The sequence below is a fragment of the Arthrobacter sp. Hor0625 genome (assembly GCF_052567525.1).
Genome location: NZ_CP199586.1, coordinates 990,445 through 1,006,571 on the forward strand (window position 1 = coordinate 990,445; position 16,127 = coordinate 1,006,571).

At 68.8% G+C, this 16,127-nt stretch carries 16 protein-coding genes; 6 read left to right on the forward strand and 10 right to left on the reverse strand.

Annotated elements, in window-relative coordinates:
- Positions 1–4: 4 nt before the first annotated feature.
- Complete coding sequence (locus ACTWLI_RS04395) at positions 5–1,138, reverse strand: acyl-CoA dehydrogenase family protein (RefSeq protein WP_445156116.1); 1,134 nt, start codon at positions 1,136–1,138, stop codon at positions 5–7.
- A 289-nt stretch (positions 1,139–1,427) separates the two neighbouring features.
- Here ACTWLI_RS04395 and ACTWLI_RS04400 point away from each other — a divergent pair, with 289 nt between their 5' ends.
- The 4 genes from ACTWLI_RS04400 to ACTWLI_RS04415 all read left to right on the forward strand — a co-directional run bounded on the left by ACTWLI_RS04400 (position 1,428) and on the right by ACTWLI_RS04415 (position 4,918).
- Positions 1,428–3,155 (forward strand): AMP-binding protein, encoded by a 1,728-nt coding sequence (locus ACTWLI_RS04400; protein ID WP_445155461.1) that lies wholly within the window; start codon positions 1,428–1,430, stop codon positions 3,153–3,155.
- A 1-nt stretch (position 3,156) separates the two neighbouring features.
- Complete coding sequence (locus tag ACTWLI_RS04405; RefSeq protein WP_445155462.1) at positions 3,157–3,663, forward strand: MarR family winged helix-turn-helix transcriptional regulator; 507 nt, start codon at positions 3,157–3,159, stop codon at positions 3,661–3,663.
- Positions 3,664–3,722: 59 nt separating this feature from the next.
- Positions 3,723–4,151 (forward strand): DUF1761 domain-containing protein, encoded by a 429-nt coding sequence (locus tag ACTWLI_RS04410; protein ID WP_445155463.1) that lies wholly within the window; start codon positions 3,723–3,725, stop codon positions 4,149–4,151.
- 134 nt (positions 4,152–4,285) lie between these two features.
- Positions 4,286–4,918, forward strand: coding sequence for a methyltransferase domain-containing protein (locus ACTWLI_RS04415; protein WP_445155464.1), 633 nt, complete (start codon positions 4,286–4,288; stop codon positions 4,916–4,918).
- Between the two features lie 128 nt (positions 4,919–5,046).
- On the opposite strand, the gene ACTWLI_RS04420 is transcribed toward ACTWLI_RS04415, so the two are convergent.
- Genes ACTWLI_RS04420 through ACTWLI_RS04435 form a run of 4 tightly spaced genes read right to left on the reverse strand, consistent with a single transcriptional unit; the run spans position 5,047 to position 9,371 of the window.
- Positions 5,047–5,823: an enoyl-CoA hydratase gene (locus ACTWLI_RS04420; RefSeq protein WP_445155465.1), complete on the reverse strand. Its 777-nt coding sequence runs from the start codon at positions 5,821–5,823 to the stop codon at positions 5,047–5,049.
- Positions 5,820–6,797: a 3-hydroxyisobutyrate dehydrogenase gene (gene mmsB / locus ACTWLI_RS04425; RefSeq protein ID WP_445155466.1), complete on the reverse strand. Its 978-nt coding sequence runs from the start codon at positions 6,795–6,797 to the stop codon at positions 5,820–5,822. The genes ACTWLI_RS04420 and mmsB overlap by 4 nt, the downstream gene beginning before the upstream one ends.
- The gene (locus ACTWLI_RS04430) at positions 6,790–7,872 is read right to left on the reverse strand and encodes an enoyl-CoA hydratase/isomerase family protein (RefSeq protein ID WP_445155467.1); all 1,083 of its coding nucleotides are present in this window, start codon (positions 7,870–7,872) and stop codon (positions 6,790–6,792) included. Before ACTWLI_RS04430 ends, mmsB begins: the two co-directional genes overlap by 8 nt.
- Positions 7,872–9,371, reverse strand: a complete 1,500-nt coding sequence (locus ACTWLI_RS04435; protein WP_445155468.1) for a CoA-acylating methylmalonate-semialdehyde dehydrogenase — start codon at positions 9,369–9,371, stop codon at positions 7,872–7,874. The genes ACTWLI_RS04430 and ACTWLI_RS04435 overlap by 1 nt, the downstream gene beginning before the upstream one ends.
- 186 nt (positions 9,372–9,557) lie before the next feature.
- Here ACTWLI_RS04435 and ACTWLI_RS04440 point away from each other — a divergent pair, with 186 nt between their 5' ends.
- Both ACTWLI_RS04440 and ACTWLI_RS04445 read left to right on the forward strand, forming a co-directional pair.
- Complete coding sequence (locus tag ACTWLI_RS04440; RefSeq protein WP_445155469.1) at positions 9,558–10,364, forward strand: exodeoxyribonuclease III; 807 nt, start codon at positions 9,558–9,560, stop codon at positions 10,362–10,364.
- A 31-nt stretch (positions 10,365–10,395) separates the two neighbouring features.
- Positions 10,396–11,310, forward strand: coding sequence for a hypothetical protein (locus tag ACTWLI_RS04445; RefSeq protein WP_445155470.1), 915 nt, complete (start codon positions 10,396–10,398; stop codon positions 11,308–11,310).
- An 18-nt stretch (positions 11,311–11,328) separates the two neighbouring features.
- Here ACTWLI_RS04445 and ACTWLI_RS04450 read toward each other — a convergent pair whose 3' ends face one another.
- From ACTWLI_RS04450 to ACTWLI_RS04470, 5 genes are all read right to left on the reverse strand, one after another.
- Positions 11,329–12,387 (reverse strand): LacI family DNA-binding transcriptional regulator, encoded by a 1,059-nt coding sequence (locus tag ACTWLI_RS04450; protein WP_445155471.1) that lies wholly within the window; start codon positions 12,385–12,387, stop codon positions 11,329–11,331.
- An 84-nt stretch (positions 12,388–12,471) separates the two neighbouring features.
- A complete protein-coding gene (locus ACTWLI_RS04455; protein ID WP_445155472.1) occupies positions 12,472–12,720 on the reverse strand; it encodes a hypothetical protein in 249 nt (82 codons plus the stop codon).
- A 39-nt stretch (positions 12,721–12,759) separates the two neighbouring features.
- Complete coding sequence (locus ACTWLI_RS04460; protein WP_445155473.1) at positions 12,760–13,647, reverse strand: carbohydrate ABC transporter permease; 888 nt, start codon at positions 13,645–13,647, stop codon at positions 12,760–12,762.
- A complete protein-coding gene (locus tag ACTWLI_RS04465) occupies positions 13,644–14,681 on the reverse strand; it encodes a carbohydrate ABC transporter permease (protein WP_445155474.1) in 1,038 nt (345 codons plus the stop codon). Before ACTWLI_RS04465 ends, ACTWLI_RS04460 begins: the two co-directional genes overlap by 4 nt.
- A 7-nt stretch (positions 14,682–14,688) precedes the next feature.
- Entirely contained in the window at positions 14,689–15,978 is a 1,290-nt protein-coding gene (locus ACTWLI_RS04470) for an ABC transporter substrate-binding protein (RefSeq protein ID WP_056736274.1), read from the reverse strand.
- Positions 15,979–16,127: the final 149 nt, after the last annotated feature.

The following is a 16,127-nucleotide window of genomic DNA, read 5'->3' on the forward strand; positions in this document are numbered from 1 at the left end:
CCGGCTAGACGAACGCCGACTTGCCGGTGACGGCCCGGGCCACGATCAGCGAGTTGATCTCATAGCTGCCCTCATAGGTGTAGAGGATCTCCGCGTCGCCGAAGAGCTTGGCCATCTCAAAGTCGCTGCTGATCCCGTTTCCGCCCAGCAGTGAGCGGCCCATCGCAACGGACGCCCGGGCCAGCCGGGTGGTGGTGGATTTGGCCATGGCCGCCTGCACCATCTCCAGCTTTCCGTCCTGCTGGATACGGGCCAGCTGGGCCATCAACGCCAGGGACACGGTGGCGTTGCCGAGGATTTCGGCCAGCTGCTGCTGGACCAGCTGGAAGCGGGCCAGCTCCTTGCCGAACTGCTTGCGCTCAAGCGCGTAGGCCCGGGCGACGTCGAACGCGGCCAGCTGGATGCCGGCGCCCTGCCAGCCCACCCAGGCGCGCGAGTCGCGCAGCAGCTCGTTGGCCCGGGAGAAATCCGTGGCGCCGGGCAGCAGGTTGGTTTCCGGGATCCGGACCTCGTCCAGGACGATGTCCGCGTTCTGCATGATCCGCAGCCCGATCTTGTTCGCGATCTTGGTGGCCGTGTAGCCGGGCCGATCGGTCTCAACGATGAAGCCCTTGATCTGCTGGTCCGCGACGTCGCGGGCCCAGACCAGGGCGAAGTCGGCGATCGTGCCGGCGCCGATCCAGCGCTTGGCACCGCTGATCACCCACTCCCCGCCCTCGCGCCGCGCCGTCGTGGCCAGTCCCCCGGCGATGTCCGACCCGTGGTCCGGTTCGGTCAGGGCGAAGGCGCCCAGCTGGGTGAAGGCGGTCAGCCCGGGGAGCCAGCGGGCCTTCTGCTCCTCGGAGCCGAGTTCGTCGATCATGCCCACGATCAGCTCGTTGTGGATGCCCACCAGGGCCGAAAGCGAGACGTCGGCGCGGGCCACCTCCACGTACATGAGGCCTTTGAAGAGCTTGGAGGTCCCGTCGGTCTGCAGGCCACCCAGGCCGTACTTGCCCAGCTCCGCGACCAGGCCGAAGGGGAACTCCTCGCGGTTCCAGTAGTCGATCGAGGCTGCCCGGATGCGGCTCTGCAGGAACCCCCGGACCTCCTCATACCGGGCCCGCTCATCGGCCGGCAGCAGGTCAACGATGTACATCAGGTCGGCGTCCGCGAAGGGCGGCGCCGCCGCAGCCGCGGACCTGTGGCCGCCTTCCGCGGCGCTGGTGCGGGTGTTCTGTCCGGTGTCTCCGGCGGCACTTCCTTGTGTCTGCACGGGCGATTATCCCTTCGTAATGTGCCGCCCGGGGCGGCAACATCGGCTCTTCCAAACCCTTGGATGTCCTAGTATATTGCACAGTGATGTTGATCACTAGGGATGGGGATCCCTTGGCCAGCGGCGGCCGGCACCCGGCCGCCCGGCTGCGACCGGCTGCGAAAGGTGCACCATGACCGTCACTGAGGAATTCCGTGCTGCGAGGGACAGGCTGCTGGCGCTTCGCGAAGACTACGACGCCGCGCGGCAGGAGTTCGCCTGGCCCCGCTTTGAGGAGTTCAACTTCGCCCTGGACTGGTTCGACCAGCTCGCTGCCGACCCGGCCAAGGCGGACAAGCCGGCCCTCGTGATCGTGGAGCAGGACGGCTCCGCCACCCGGCGCAGCTTCGCGGACCTCTCGGCCGCCTCGTCGCGGGTCGCCAACTGGCTCCGGAACCAGGGCGTCCGGCGCGGGGACCGGATGATCATCATGCTCGGCAACCAGGTGGAGCTGTGGGAGCTCATGCTCGCCGGAATCAAGCTCGGCATCGTGATGATTCCCACCACCACCCTGATGGGCCCCGCGGACCTGCAGGACCGGGTGGAACGCGGCGGCGCCAACTGGGCCGCCGTCGGGAGCGCCAACATCGCCAAGTTCGCGGGTGTGCCGGGCGACTACACGCTGATTGAGGTTGGCGCGGACGCCGACGGAGGCGCCTCCGCCCTGCGCTACGCCGACGCGGCCGGCGCCTCCGCGGACTTCACCCCGGACGCACCGACCAAGGCCGACGAAACCCTGCTGCTGTACTTCACCTCCGGGACCACCTCGAAGGCCAAGCTCGTGGAGCACACCCACACCTCCTACCCGGTGGGCCATCTGTCGACCATGTTCTGGATCGGGATGGAGCCGGGCGACGTGCACCTGAACGTGGCCTCGCCGGGCTGGGCGAAACACGCCTGGTCCAACGTGTTCACGCCCTGGATCGCCGAGGCCTGCGTCTTCATCTATAACTACGAGCGCTTCGACGCGAAGGCGCTGATGGAGCAGATGGACCGCGAGCGGGTTACGAGCTTCTGCGCCCCGCCCACGGTCTGGCGGATGCTGATCCAGGCCGACCTGACGCTGTTGAAGAACCCGCCGCGCAAGGTCGTCTCCGCCGGCGAACCGCTCAACGCCGAGGTGATCGACCAGGTCAACCGGGCCTGGGGCCAGACCATCCGGGACGGCTTCGGACAGACCGAGTCAACCGTGCAGATCGCCAACACCCCCGGCCAGCCGATCAAAATCGGCGCCATGGGCAAGCCGCTGCCGGGCTACGACGTCGTCCTGGTGGATCCAGCGACGGGTGAGGAAGGGGACGACGGCGAGCTCTGCCTGCGCCTGGATCCCCGCCCGGTGGGACTCATGAAGGCCTACTACGGCGACCCGGAAAAGACGGCCGAAGCCTTCCGCGACGGCTACTACCACACCGGGGACATGGCCAGCCGGGACGAACGCGGCATCATCACCTATGTCGGCCGCGGCGATGACGTCTTCAAATCCTCGGACTACCGGCTCTCGCCGTTCGAGCTGGAGAGCGTCCTGATCGAGCACCCGGCGGTGGCCGAGGCCGCCGTCGTCCCCTCCCCCGACCCGCTCAAGCTGTCCGTGCCCAAGGCCTTCGTGGTCCTGGCCGCCGGCCACGAACCCGGGCCGAAGCTGGCCGAGGACATCCTGCGCTACTGCCGGGACCACCTCGCGCCGTTCAAGCGGATCCGCCGGCTGGAGTTCGCCGAGCTGCCCAAAACCATCTCCGGCAAGATCCGGCGGGTGGAACTGCGGCACAGCGAAGAGCTGCGGCACGGCACCGGCCGGGCCCCCGAGGGCCTGGGCACCGAGTACTCCGAGGCGGACTTTCCCGGGCTGAAGGGCCAGGGCTAGCGTGGGCACCCCGCTGCCGCGGGATCCGATCGCCGACGCCCAGCGGAACTGGGAGCGGCACGGCTGGGCCGACGTCGCCGCCCCGATGGCGGCCATCACGGCGATCATGCGGACGCAGCAGATTCTGCTGGCCCGGATCGAAACGGTGTTGAAACCGTTCGGCCTGACCTTCGCCCGCTACGAACTGCTGGCCCTGCTCAGCTTCGCCCGCAGCGGCGCACTGCCGATGAACAAGGCGAGCGCACTGCTGCAGGTCCATCCCACCTCGGTGACCAACGCCGTCGACCGCCTGCAGGAGGCCGGGCTGGTGCTGCGGTCCCCGCACCCCACCGACGGGCGGACCACGCTGATTGAGCTGACCTCGGCGGGGCGGACGCTCGCCAAACGGGCGACGGCGGCGCTCAACGCCGAGGTCTTCGCCCAGTCCGGGTTCGCAGCCTCCGATGTGGAGCAGCTGGTCCGGATCCTGGGCGACTTCCGGCGCAATGCCGGGGACTTCGACGGCTGAGCCGTACACTTCGTGTGCGGGGCCGTCGGCCGGACGGTCCCGGAGCTGAGGAGAGCGCCATGATTCCGGAAATCAATATCTGGGCGGTCCTGCTGGCCACGCTGTCCAGCATGGTGGTGGGGTCCGTCTGGTACACGCCCAAGGTGTTCGGCAACTACTGGATGCGCATCGCCAAGGTCACTCCGAGCGGAGCGGCCAGGGACGCCGTCAAACCCATCCTGATCACGTTGCTGGTCAGCTTCGTCAGCGCCTGGGTCCTGGCAGGCTCGGCGGCCATCTCACAGCACTTCTACGGCGGGAACTTCCTCGCCAACACCCTGGTCACCGCCCTGATTCTGTGGGCCGGGTTCACCGCCGCCCGCTTCATCACGCACGACGCTTTCGAGGGCCGCCCCGCCGGCCTGACCGTGCTGAACTGCGCGCACGAACTGGTCACCCTGATGGTGATGGCCCTGATCATCGGGCTGTTCGGAATCAGCGCCGCCTGACCGCTCCGGCTCCTGCCCCGGCGCCGGGGCGGGCACCCGGCCGCGGACGCAGGACGGCGTGCGCGCCGCCGCGTGCTTAAACTGGATTGGCGGCCAGGACCCTGCCGTGACGACCCGCCCGCGAGGAGAGCCGCATGGATTTCGACGAATCGTTCTGGGACGAGCGGTACCGCCAGCACGGTGAGCACGGTGCGGTGTGGAGCGGACAGCCGAACGCCCAGCTGGTCGCCGAAGCCGCCAACCTCGTGCCCGGCTCCGCGCTCGACGTCGGCACCGGCGAAGGCGCCGACGCCGCCTGGCTGGCCCGGCACGGCTGGCGGGTCACGGCGGTGGACATCTCCTCGGTCGCCCTGGCACGCGCGGCGGCCGCCGTCGCCGATGAACCGGATACCGCCGCGCGGATCGTCTGGCAGCACCAGGACCTGACGGCCTCGCCGCCGCCGGCCGGAACGTTCGACCTGGTCACCGCCCAGTATCTGCACCTGCCCGCGCCGCAGCGCGGCTCCGTCTACAGCCGGCTCGCCGCGTCGGTGGCGCCCGGCGGGACGCTGCTGATTGTGGGCCACCACCCCTCGGACCTGGAGACCACCGTGCGGCGCCCCTCGGTGCCCGGGCTGTTGTTCACGGCCGAACAGATCGCCGTGGAGCTGGACCCGGACGAGTGGGAAGTCATCACCTGCGCGTCCCGGCCGCGGGAGACCACCGATTCCGACGGCGCCCCGCCGACCGTGCACGATTCCGTGCTCCGCGCCCACCGCAGGGCCTGACGCGGGCTAGGCCTCCGGATCTCCGCGCCTGTTCCGGACGGCCGCACCCCGGGCCCGGGCAGCGGCGGTCCGGAACAGGCGCGCAAAACCGAAACCGGCGCGGAAACGACGCCGCGTCACGCGGCCGCCTAGCGGTGGGTGAAGTCCGGCTGCCGCTTTTCGCTGAAGGCGGCCATGCCTTCCTTCTGGTCCTCGGTGGCGAAGAGCGAGTGGAACACCCGGCGCTCGAACAGGACACCCTGTGCCAGCCCGGTCTCGAACGCGGCGTTGACCGCTTCCTTGGCCACCATCGCCACCGGCTTGGACTTGGAGGCGATCACCTCGGCGGCCTTGACGGCTTCCTCGACGACGTCGGCGGCGGGGACCACGCGGGACACCAGTTCGGCGCGCTCGGCCTCGTCGGCGTCCATGAAGCGGCCGGTGAGAATCATGTCCATGGCCTTGGCCTTGCCCACCGCGCGGGTCAGGCGCTGGGAGCCGCCCATGCCGGGGAGGACGCCGAGGTTGATTTCCGGCTGGCCGAACTTGGCGTTGTCGCCCGCGATGATGAAGTCGCACATCATGGCCAGTTCGCAGCCGCCGCCCAGGGCAAACCCGGAGACCGCGGCGATGACCGGGATGCGCAGCCGGGTGAAATCCTCCCAGCCGCGGAACCAGTCGGAGGAGTACATGTCCATGTAGCCCTTGGACTGCATTTCCTTGATGTCGGCACCGGCGGCGAAGGCCTTGGCCGAGCCGGTCAGCACGACGGCGCCGACCTCCGGGTCGGTGTCCATCGCGGTCACGGCGGCAACGACGTCGTCCATGGTGGCCTTGTTCAAGGCGTTCAGCGCCTCCGGCCGGTTCAGGGTCACCAGGCGCACACGGCCGCGGCGCTCCACCAGAATGTTTGCGTACTCGGTCATGCCTGTCCCTTCGGCTGGTCGGATTTGTCCCGGATGTCGGTGATGATGCCGGAGAAGTCCCGGCCGGCACCGCCTTCCGCGGCAAAGGTATCGTAAATTTCGGAGGCCAGCGGCCCCAGCCGGGCGGCGACGCCGGTGCTGTGCAGGGCGTTGAGTGCCAGCTTCAGGTCCTTGGCCATCAGCGCCCCGGCGAAGCCCGGCTGGTAGTCGCGGTTGGCCGGGCTGGTGGGCACGGGACCGGGGACCGGACAGTTGGTGGTCAGCGCCCAGCACTGGCCGGACGCGGCGGAGGCGACGTCGTACAGCGCCTGGTGGGTCAGCCCCAGTTTCTCGCCGAGCACGAAGGCCTCACTGACGGCGATCATGGAAACGCCAAGGATCATGTTGTTGCAGATCTTGGCGGCCTGGCCGGCGCCGTGGCCGCCGCAGTGGACCACGCGCTTGCCCATCACCTCCAGCATCGGCCGGACGGTGTCGAAGTCCTCGTCGGATGCGCCGACCATGAAGGTCAGCGTTCCGGCCTCGGCGCCGACCACGCCGCCGGAGACCGGCGCATCCACGGCCCGGTGTCCGGCCGCGACGGCCAGGGCCGAGGCCTCCCGCGCCTCGTCCACATTGATCGTCGAGCAGTCCAGGAACATGGTTCCCGGCGCCGCGGCGGCCAGCAGCCCGTCCTGCCCCGCGGTGCCGCGGTAGGCGTCCAGCAGGTGTTGCCCGCTGGGCAGCATGGTCAGCACGACGGCGGCTCCGTCGACAGCTGCCGCCGCGGTCTCCGCCGTGGTGATCCCGTGGGCGCGGGCGGCTTCCAGCGCCGCCGGAACGACGTCGTAGCCGGTCACGGCGTAGCCGGCCTTGACCAGGTTGACGGCCATCGGGCCGCCCATGTGGCCCAGGCCGAGGAAGGCGATGGGGCCGATGGGCGCGCCGGACCGCGCCGGCGCGGTCGATGCTTCAGACGGCGATGCTTCAGACATTGTCGCGCTCCTTCGTAAGTTTCAGTTCCCGCTCCCCCAGCGGCGCGAAGTAGGCTTCGACGTCGTCGCGGCTGACCTCCGCCAGGCTGGCGGGCTGCCAGTGCGGGGTGCGGTCCTTGTCCACGACCTGGGCGCGGATGCCCTCGCGGAAATCCGGCCCGTCCAGGAACCGCAGGCCCACCCGGTACTCCTGTTCCAGGGCCTCGGCCAGGCCCAGCCCCTTCGCGCGGCGCAGCGAGGCGAGGGCGACCTTCACGGCGGTCGGGGACTTGGCCGCGATAGTATCGGCGGCGTCGACGGCCTCGCCCCCGACGGTGCGCAGCCGATCCACGATCTCCTCGGCGTCGTCGGTGGAGTAGCAGGCGTCGATCCACTCCTGCTGCGCGGCCAGGACAGAGGGCGGCGCTTGCTCGGTGAAGCGTGCGACGGCGGCGTCCACCGGCTCGGTTTCCAGCGCCTCCGCCAGCCCGGCGAGCTGCCCGGAGGGCACGAAAGTGTCCGCGAGGCCCAGGAACAGCGCGTCGGCGCCGCTCAGGTGCGCCCCGGTCAGGGCTGCGTGGGTGCCGGTCTCGCCGGGCGAGCGGGAGAGCAGGAGCGTTCCGCCGACGTCGGGCACGAACCCGATGGTGGTTTCCGGCATCCCCGTCCGGGTGCGTTCGGTGACGATCCGGACCGAGCCGTGCGCGGAGATACCCACCCCGCCGCCCAGCACCAGGCCGTCCATGAAGGCCACATAAGGTTTCGGGTAGTCGGAGATCAGCAGGTTCAGCCGGTACTCGACGGCCCAGAAGTCCGCCGTGGCGTCGCCGCCGTCGAGCATGTCCCGGTAGATGGCGACGATGTCGCCGCCGGCGCACAGCCCGCGGTCGCCGGCGCCGCGGACCAGCACCGCGGCCACGGCGTCGTCCTCGGCCCAGAGCGTCAGCTGCTCCAGCATGGCCGCCGCCATGCCAGCGGTCAGGGCGTTGACGGCCTTGGGCCGGTTCAGGGTGACGACGCCGAGCCGGCCGCGGCGCTCAAACAGGACCTCGGCGGCTGGCTCTGCGGTCGCTTCTCCGGGGCGCTGTTCCGTCATCAGCTGCCTTCCGGCATCACGAAGCTGGCGCCGGTGCGGATGCCGGAGGGCCAGCGGGTGGTGACCGTCTTGGTCTTGGTGTAGAAGCGGAACGCGTCGGCGCCGTGCTGGTTGAGGTCACCGAAGCCCGAGGCCTTCCAGCCGCCGAAGGTGTAGTACGCGATCGGCACCGGGATCGGGACGTTGATGCCCACCATGCCGACCTGGACGCGGCTGGCGAAGTCGCGGGCGGCGTCGCCGTCGCGGGTGAAGATGGCGACGCCGTTGCCGAACTCGTGCTCGCTGCACAGGCGCAGCGCCTCGTCGTAGTCCTCGGCGCGGAGCACGCTGAGCACCGGGCCGAAGATCTCTTCCTTGTAGATCGTCATGTCCTTGGTGACGTTGTCGAAGAGGGTCGGGCCCACCCAGAAGCCGCCGTCGTAGCCCTCGACCGTGAGGCCGCGGCCGTCGGCGAGCAGGCTGGCGCCTTCCTCGACGCCGGCAGCGATGTAGCCTTCGATCCGTTCCTTGGCGGAGGCGGCAACGACCGGGCCGAAGTCCGAGTCCTTGGCCAGGCTGTGCCCCACCTTGAGGTCGGCGATCCGTTCCTGCAGCTTGGCCACGAGCGCGTCGCCGGTGGCCTTGCCGACCGGGACGGCCACGGAGATCGCCATGCAGCGTTCCCCGGCCGAGCCGAAGCCGGCGCCGATCAGGGCGTCCGCAGCCATGTCCAGGTCCGCGTCGGGCATGATCACCATGTGGTTCTTGGCGCCGCCGAAGCACTGGGCGCGTTTGCCGTGCGCGGCGGCGGTGGCGTAGATGTACTGCGCGATCGGGGTGGAACCGACGAAGCCGATGGCCTGGACCCGGGGGTCTTCCAGCAGCGCGTCGACCGCTTCCTTGTCACCGTTGACGACGTTGAACACCCCGTCGGGAAGGCCCGCCTCGGTGAACAGTTCGGCCAGCCGCAGCGGCACGGAGGGGTCCCGTTCGGAGGGCTTGAGGATGAAGGAGTTGCCCGCGGCGAGCGCCGGGCCGGACTTCCACAGCGGGATCATGGCCGGGAAGTTGAACGGCGTGATGCCGGCGACGACGCCGAGCGGCTGGCGCATCGAGTGGACGTCGATGCCGGTGCCCGCGCTGTCGGAGAATTCGCCCTTGAGCAGGTGCGGGGCGCCGGCGGCGAATTCGACGACCTCGATGCCCCGCTGGATGTCGCCCTTGGCGTCCAGGAAGGTCTTGCCGTGCTCGGAGGAGAGCAGCGTGGCGAGCTCGTCCATGTTCTGGTTGACCAGGTCCACGAACTTCAGCAGGATCCGGCCGCGGCGCTGCGGGTTCATGGCGGCCCATTCGAGCTGGCCTTTTTCCGCGTTGGCGATCACATTGCGGACCTCCTCTGCGCTGGCCAGCGGGAGCCGGGCCTGGACCTCGCCGGTGCAGGGATCGTAGACGTCGCTGAAGCGCCCGGAGGTGCCCTCCACGTGCTGTCCGCCGACGTAATGGGAAAGCTCACGAACCATGATGGAATGCTCCTTTGCATGTGACCTAGATCATCTCTGCACCGAATATACTCGGACTTCCTACTAATCTCCAGAGCCGCGGCCCGCAGCCAGGCCCCGGCCCCCGGTCCCACGCCGGCCGCCCGGCCGGCCGCCCCCCGGTCCGGTCGCCCCCGGGCGGGGTCCAAGTTCGGTAAGTTAGGAACCGTGAAGATTGCTACTTGGAATGTGAACTCGCTCCGTGCCCGTGCCGACCGCGTTGAGGCCTGGCTCCAGCGCACCGACTGCGACGTCCTGGCCATCCAGGAAACCAAGTGCAAGGACGAGAACTTCCCCTGGGACCTGTTCGAGAAGATGGGCTACGAGGTGGCCCACTTCGGCCTGAACCAGTGGAACGGGGTGGCGATCGTCTCCCGCGTGGGGCTCGACGACGTCGAACGCACCTTCCTGAACCAGCCGGTCTTCGGCAAGGGCGGCCTGGACGAGGTGCAGGAAGCCCGCGCGATCGGCGCCACCTGCGGCGGGATCCGGGTCTGGAGCCTCTACGTGCCCAACGGCCGGGCGCTTGACGATGAGCACATGCCCTACAAGCTCAGCTGGCTGGACACGCTCCGCAGCCACGCCGAAGGCTGGATCCAGGCGGACCCCGAGGCGCAGATCGCCCTGATGGGTGACTGGAACATCGCCCCGCGCGACGAGGACGTCTGGGACATCGACTACTTCCGGGCCAACGCCCTGACGCACGTCAGCGATCCAGAGCGCGCCGCCTTCCACGCCTTCGAGGAGGCCGGCTTCGCCGACGTCGTCCGCCCGCACACCCCCGGCCCCGGCGTGTACACCTACTGGGACTACACCCAGCTGCGCTTCCCGAAGAAGGAAGGCATGCGTATCGACTTCGTCCTCGCGTCCCCGGCCCTGGCCGCGCGCGTCACGGGCGCCTCGATCGACCGCGAAGAGCGCAAGGGCAAGGGCGCCTCCGACCACGCTCCGGTGATCGTGGAGCTGGCGGGCTGATGAGCGGCCGCTGGGGAAGCGCAGGACCGCAATGACTGGCAGCCTCTACCGCGGCCAGGCCGGCCTGCCGTTTTCCTCGACCCTGCGGGCCTATGAGCCGCTGGAGGCTTTTCCGGCCGGGCAGCAGGAGGCCCTGCGCGAGGCCGGGGCCAGGTCCGAGTCCCGCGCCGCCGTCGAAAACGCCGAACTGCTGGCCTCGCTGGGCCGCATCACCCGGCCGGGCGGCGACCCTTTCCCCACCGGGCAAACAGACCTGGTGCGGGTGCTGGCGGTCAGCACGTCGGGCGGCGGCAACGACGGCGACGGTGGCGGCGGGAGCCACGGCGACGGCGACGGCGGCAGCTGGCCCGCGCGGCTGCTGTACTGCCCGAGCCAGCTGGTGCTGCGCGCCGGACTGGCTGCCAACGCCCTGCTGGAGGGGATCCATGGCCCGCTCGCCCAGCTGCTCATCCCCGAGGAGCAACGGGACCGGCACCAGGAGCGGATCGACCAGGTAAAAGCCCGGGAGGGCGCCGCCCGGGTGCACACCCGCGCCTCGACCTGGGGCATTCCGTTCAGCTGGTTCTGCCTGTTCCAGGAATCGGACCCGACGGATGTGGTGGAGGCCGGCGGCCGGATCGTCACGGTCCGGATCCGGACGACCCTCGCTGCGGCGCTGGAACGCGTCCGGCACGCCGTCGCGCATCTGGCCCTCGCGGCCCCGGAACTGGACATGCTCGAGGACCTGACCCAGCTCACCGAATGGCTGGAGCTCTTCCACCCGGACTCCGTGGTGGAACTCGACTACGGCGCGGTGGCGGACAAGGTCTACCCGGACGATTCGCCGCTGGACGTGCGGCTCGGCATCGAATGCCTCGCCGAGGGCGACATGACGGGCGCCGCAGCCGCGTACCGCCGGCTCGCGTCCCGCTGGATCCCGATCCGCCAGCTGGCCCGCGCCTCCTGAGCCGCGTCTCCTGAGCCGTCACCCGGCCGGCCGCGGGGCCGCCGTCGAGTCCCGGACGATCAGCCGGTGCGGGGCCACCGTGGACCGCACGGACCCGGCCAGCCCGTCGAGTTCATCCAGCAGCATCTTGGTGCCGAGTTCGGCCTGCTCGTCGGGCCGCTGGCCCACGGTGGTGAGCCCGACGGCGGCGGAAAATTCGTGGTCGTCGATGCCGACGACGGAGAGGTCCTCCGGGACCCGCAGCCCCGCCCGCCGGGCCTCGAAGATGACGCCCATGGCCATCTCGTCGGAGGCGCAGAAGATGGCCGTGGGCTTGGACCCGGGCCGGTCCCACAGCCGCCGGAACGCTTCCTGGCCGCTGCGGACAGTGAAGTCCCCCCACTCGTCCCATTCCGGCCGGACAGCTAGGGCGGACTGGGCCATGACGTCCTGGAAGGCCTTGATCCGCACCCGCGGAACGTCGAAGTTCAAGTCCGTTTCGTCGTCGCCGTGCAGCAGCGCGATGTCCGTGTGGCCGAGCCCGATCAGGTGGCGCACCGCGGTGGAGGCCGCCTCGTAATCGTCGATCCCGATGTAGGCGCAGCCTTCGACGTGCCCGCCGACTACCACGAGCGGGATGTCGATCTTTTGCAGGTGCTCGAGTTCCTCCCGGGTCAGGGCCATGCAGAGGACCAGGAGCGCGTCGATCTGTTTGTAGACCATGGTCTTGCTGAAGAGCCGCTCGCGGTGGCTGCCGTGGCCGCCAAGGTTGAACAGCGAGAGGTTGTACTGGCGGCCGTGCAGCTCCCGGTCCGCTCCTTCGATGGCCTTGGAGAAGAACCAGCGGCTCACGAACGGGGCCAGCACCCCGATGGTGCGGGTGCGGCCGGTGGCCAGGCCCGACGCCGAGGATGACGCCACGTAGCCCAGGGCGGCCGCGATGTCGAGGATCTTCTCCCGGGTGGCGGGCGAGACCCTCGGCAGCCCGCGGACGGCCCGGGAGACCGTGGCGGTGGAAACGCCCGCGGCGGCCGCGACGTCCTCGATGCTGACGCCGGTGTGGCCGCCGCGCTGCGCCCTGTCAGTTGTCCGTGCCACCGTGTCCCCTTGTCGGCCGGCCGCTCCGCCGCGGCCGGCGTGCCGCCCCCACGGCGCCGTCTCTTTCCTATCCTCCGGCCGTCCTCAGCGGCGGCGGGTCCCGGTCCGCCCGGGCAGCCGCCGTCGAAGCCGGATCATGCCGTACAGTGCCAGCAACGTCACCAGCAGTCCGAGGGCCCAGCCGAGGGCCGGCTGGGCGGTCACCTCCATCCAGACGGTGACCGCCAGCAGGACCACGGCCCAGAAGCCCAGGAAGCCGATGATGATGTCGAAGTCCTCGCCCGAGCGCACCCGGCGCTGCGTGCTGCGGACCTCGCCCTGGTTCTCCGCCATCACGTCCCTGCCATCGTCCGGGACCTCATCGGCGGGCCGTCACTTGACGGCGCCTGCCGTGAGGCCCGCGACGATCTTGCGCTGGAAGACCAGCACCAGGATCACCAGCGGGATGGTCACGATGGTGCCGGCCGCCATGATCGCCGTGTACGGGATCTGGTTGGGCTGGGCGCCGGCGAAGCTCGCGATCGCGACGGTGACCGGCTGGGTCGCGTCGGACGAGAGCTGGCTGGCGATCAGGAACTCGTTCCAGGAGGAGATGAACGCCAGGATCGCCGTGGTGAAGATGGCCGGAGCCGCGAGCGGCATGATCACCTTCCGGAAGGCCTGACCCTGCGTGCAGCCGTCCACTCGGGCCGATTCCTCGAGCTCCCACGGCATTTCGCGGAAGAACGACGTCATCGTGTAGACGGTCAGCGGCAGCACGAACGAGATGTTCGGGATGATCAGGGCCTGGTAGGTGCCCATCCAGCCGATGTTGGTGAACAGCTGGAACAGCGGGGTGATCAGGGCGACGCCCGGGAACATTGAGGCTCCGAGGATGAAGCCCAGCACCAGGAACTTGAACCGGAAATTCAGCCGGGCCAGGGCGTAGGCGGCAAACACGCCGATCAGCAGCGAGACCACGGTCACCACAACGCCGATGAACACGCTGTTGATCAGCGCCTGCCCGAAGCGGTTTCCAAACGAGGTGTCGAACGCGGTCTTGAAGTTATCCAGCGTGACGTGACTCGGCAGGATTGAGGTGTCGTAGGTGAATCCGACGTCGCGGAAGGCGGTCACCACCATCCAGTAGGCCGGGGCGAGACACCAGATGAGGATCACCAGGGCACTGATGTAGGTCCGGCCCTGGGCCCACTTTTCCCGGTTCTGGGCGACCTTGCGCCCCCGGTCCTGCTGCGCGCGCAGCTCGGTCGCGGCGGTCATTTCTTCCCCTTACTGGCGCCGGTCTGCTGCTCCACCACATTCGCGCCCAGGAAGCGCACGAAGATGAAGGCGACAAGGAAAATGATGATGAATGTGATGGTCGATAGCGCCGCCGCCACGTTGAAGCCCTGCCTGATCTGGTTGATCACCAGGATGGACAGCGTGGTGGTGTTGTTCGCACCGCCGGTCAGGATGTACGGCAGGTCGAACATGCGCAGCGCGTCGAGGGTGCGGAAGAGGATGGCCACCATCAGCGCCGGTTTCACCAGCGGCAGGGTGATCATCCGGAACCGCTGCCACGCCGTGGCGCCGTCGACCTTGGCGGCCTCGTACACCTCGGCGGGGATCATCTGCAGGCCGGCCAGGATCAGCAGCGCCATGAACGGCGTCGTTTTCCAGACATCGGCAATGATGACCGCCCACTTGGCCGGCCATTCGCTGCCGGTCCACAGAATCGTGGTGTTGAAGAGCTTGTTGGCGATGCCCTCGAAGGCGAAGATGAACAGCCACAGCTTGGCCGTGACGGCGGTGGGGATGGCCCACGGCACCAGAACGGCGGCGCGGACCAGGCTGCGTCCCTTGAAGGTGCGCGCCATGATCATGGCCATCCAGAAGCCGAGCACGGTCTCCAGTGCCACGGTGACCACGGTGAAGAAGAACGTCGTCGCCGTCGCGGACCAGAACTGGGAACCCAGGGTTCCCGGCGGGCAGGCCACGGTGCCGCCCGCGGGTGAGGCGCACTGCTGGGCGATCCAGTTAATGTAGTTCGTAAAGCCGGCCGGACCGCCCTCGGTGAAGAACCCGGTTTCCGGATCGACTCCGGCGTCGGCCTGGAAGGACATGACGATCGCGCTGATGATCGGGTAAACGATCACGACGGCCAGGGCGATGATGGTCGGCGCCAGGAGCCACGAGGCCCACTTGCCCTGGCTGGCGATCGCGTTGTCCTCCCCCACCCCCTTGGGTGCGTGGTGGAGCCCGTTCCCGCCCGACGCCGGTTTCTTCACCGGCGTCGGGCCCAATTCGGTTGCCATCGTGGGACTACTTGGACTGGGTCTCGATGGACTTCTGCATGTCGGACAGCGCGGCGTCCACAGGCTTCTCGCCCTTGATCGCCGGGTACGCGTTGTCCTGGATGGCCTTAGTCACGGCCGGGTAGAACGGGGTCACCGGACGCGGCACGGCGTTCTCGATCGAGGTCTTCAGCACCGGCAGGTACGGCAGCTTGGCGACCAGTTCCTTATCGTCGTAGAGCTTGGTCAGCACCGGAGCAAGCGAGCCCTGGGTGGCGAAGAACTTCTGGGTCTCTTCGGTGGTGAGGAACTTCAGGAAGTCCAGCGCGGTGGCCTTGTTCTTGGAGTAGACGCTCATGCCGGCGCTGTGGCCGCCGAGCGAGGAGGCACCGGGGCCGTCCTTGCCGGGAAGCGGGGCCATGCCGAGGACGTCCTTGACCTTGGACGAGCCTTCAGTGGTGGCCAGGTTGTAGACGTACGGCCAGTTGCGCAGGAACAGGAGCTTGCCGTCCTGGAAGGCCTGCCGGGATTCCTCTTCCTTGTAGGTGATGGCTTCCTTGGGGATGTTGCCGTCAGCGTAGGCCTTGACCAGGTTGTTCAGGCCGGCCTTGGCTTCTTCCGTGTTCAGGCTCGGCTTGCCGTCCTTGTCGAGCACCGAACCGCCAAAGGAGTTGATCGCCTCGGAGGCGTTGACCGTGAGTCCCTCGTACTTCGAGAACTGGCCGGCGTAGCAGCCGATGTTCTTGGCCTTGGCGATGGAGCACATGCCCATCATTTCGTCCCAGGTCTTGGGGGCCGTGGGGACCAGGTCCTTGCGGTAGTACAGGATGCCGCCGTCGGAGGATTCCGGCGCGGCGTAGAGGGTGCCCTTGTAGGACGCGGCTTCGATCGTCGGCTCCAGCATGCCGGACGTGTCCAGCGCCATCTTGTCCTTGAGCGGCTGCAGCCAGCCCTTGGCGGCGAACTCCGCGGTCCAGACCACGTCGACGCTGACGACGTCGTAGTTGGCGTTCTTGGCCTGGAAGTTCTGAACCAGGTCATCGTGCTGCTGGTCGGCCTGGTCGGTCTGCTCCTTGAACGTGACCTTTTCGTCAGGGTGCGCCTTGTTCCACTTCTCGATCAGCGGCCGGACCACGTTGCTGTTGTCCTTGCCCTGTACGTAGGTGATGGGGCCGCGGCCATCGAGGTTGGCTGCCGCGTCGCCGCCGCCGGCCGCCCCGCCGCCGCCCGAGCTGCTCCCGCCGCCTCCGCACGCTGTGAGGGAGAGGGCCAGGACACCGGCCGCGGCCGCAGGAAGTAGGTACTTACGGTTTTTCATACAGGTGCTCCTCGCTGAGTACCGGCGTGGACCGGTGGTGCAGTTTCTGTGGTGCCAATCACAGTAGCGACACCACCGCGTCGAATGCAAGCGTTTACATCACAGCTTTACCCAACGGAGATCCATCGGTGCCGAGGGCGCGCCCCCGG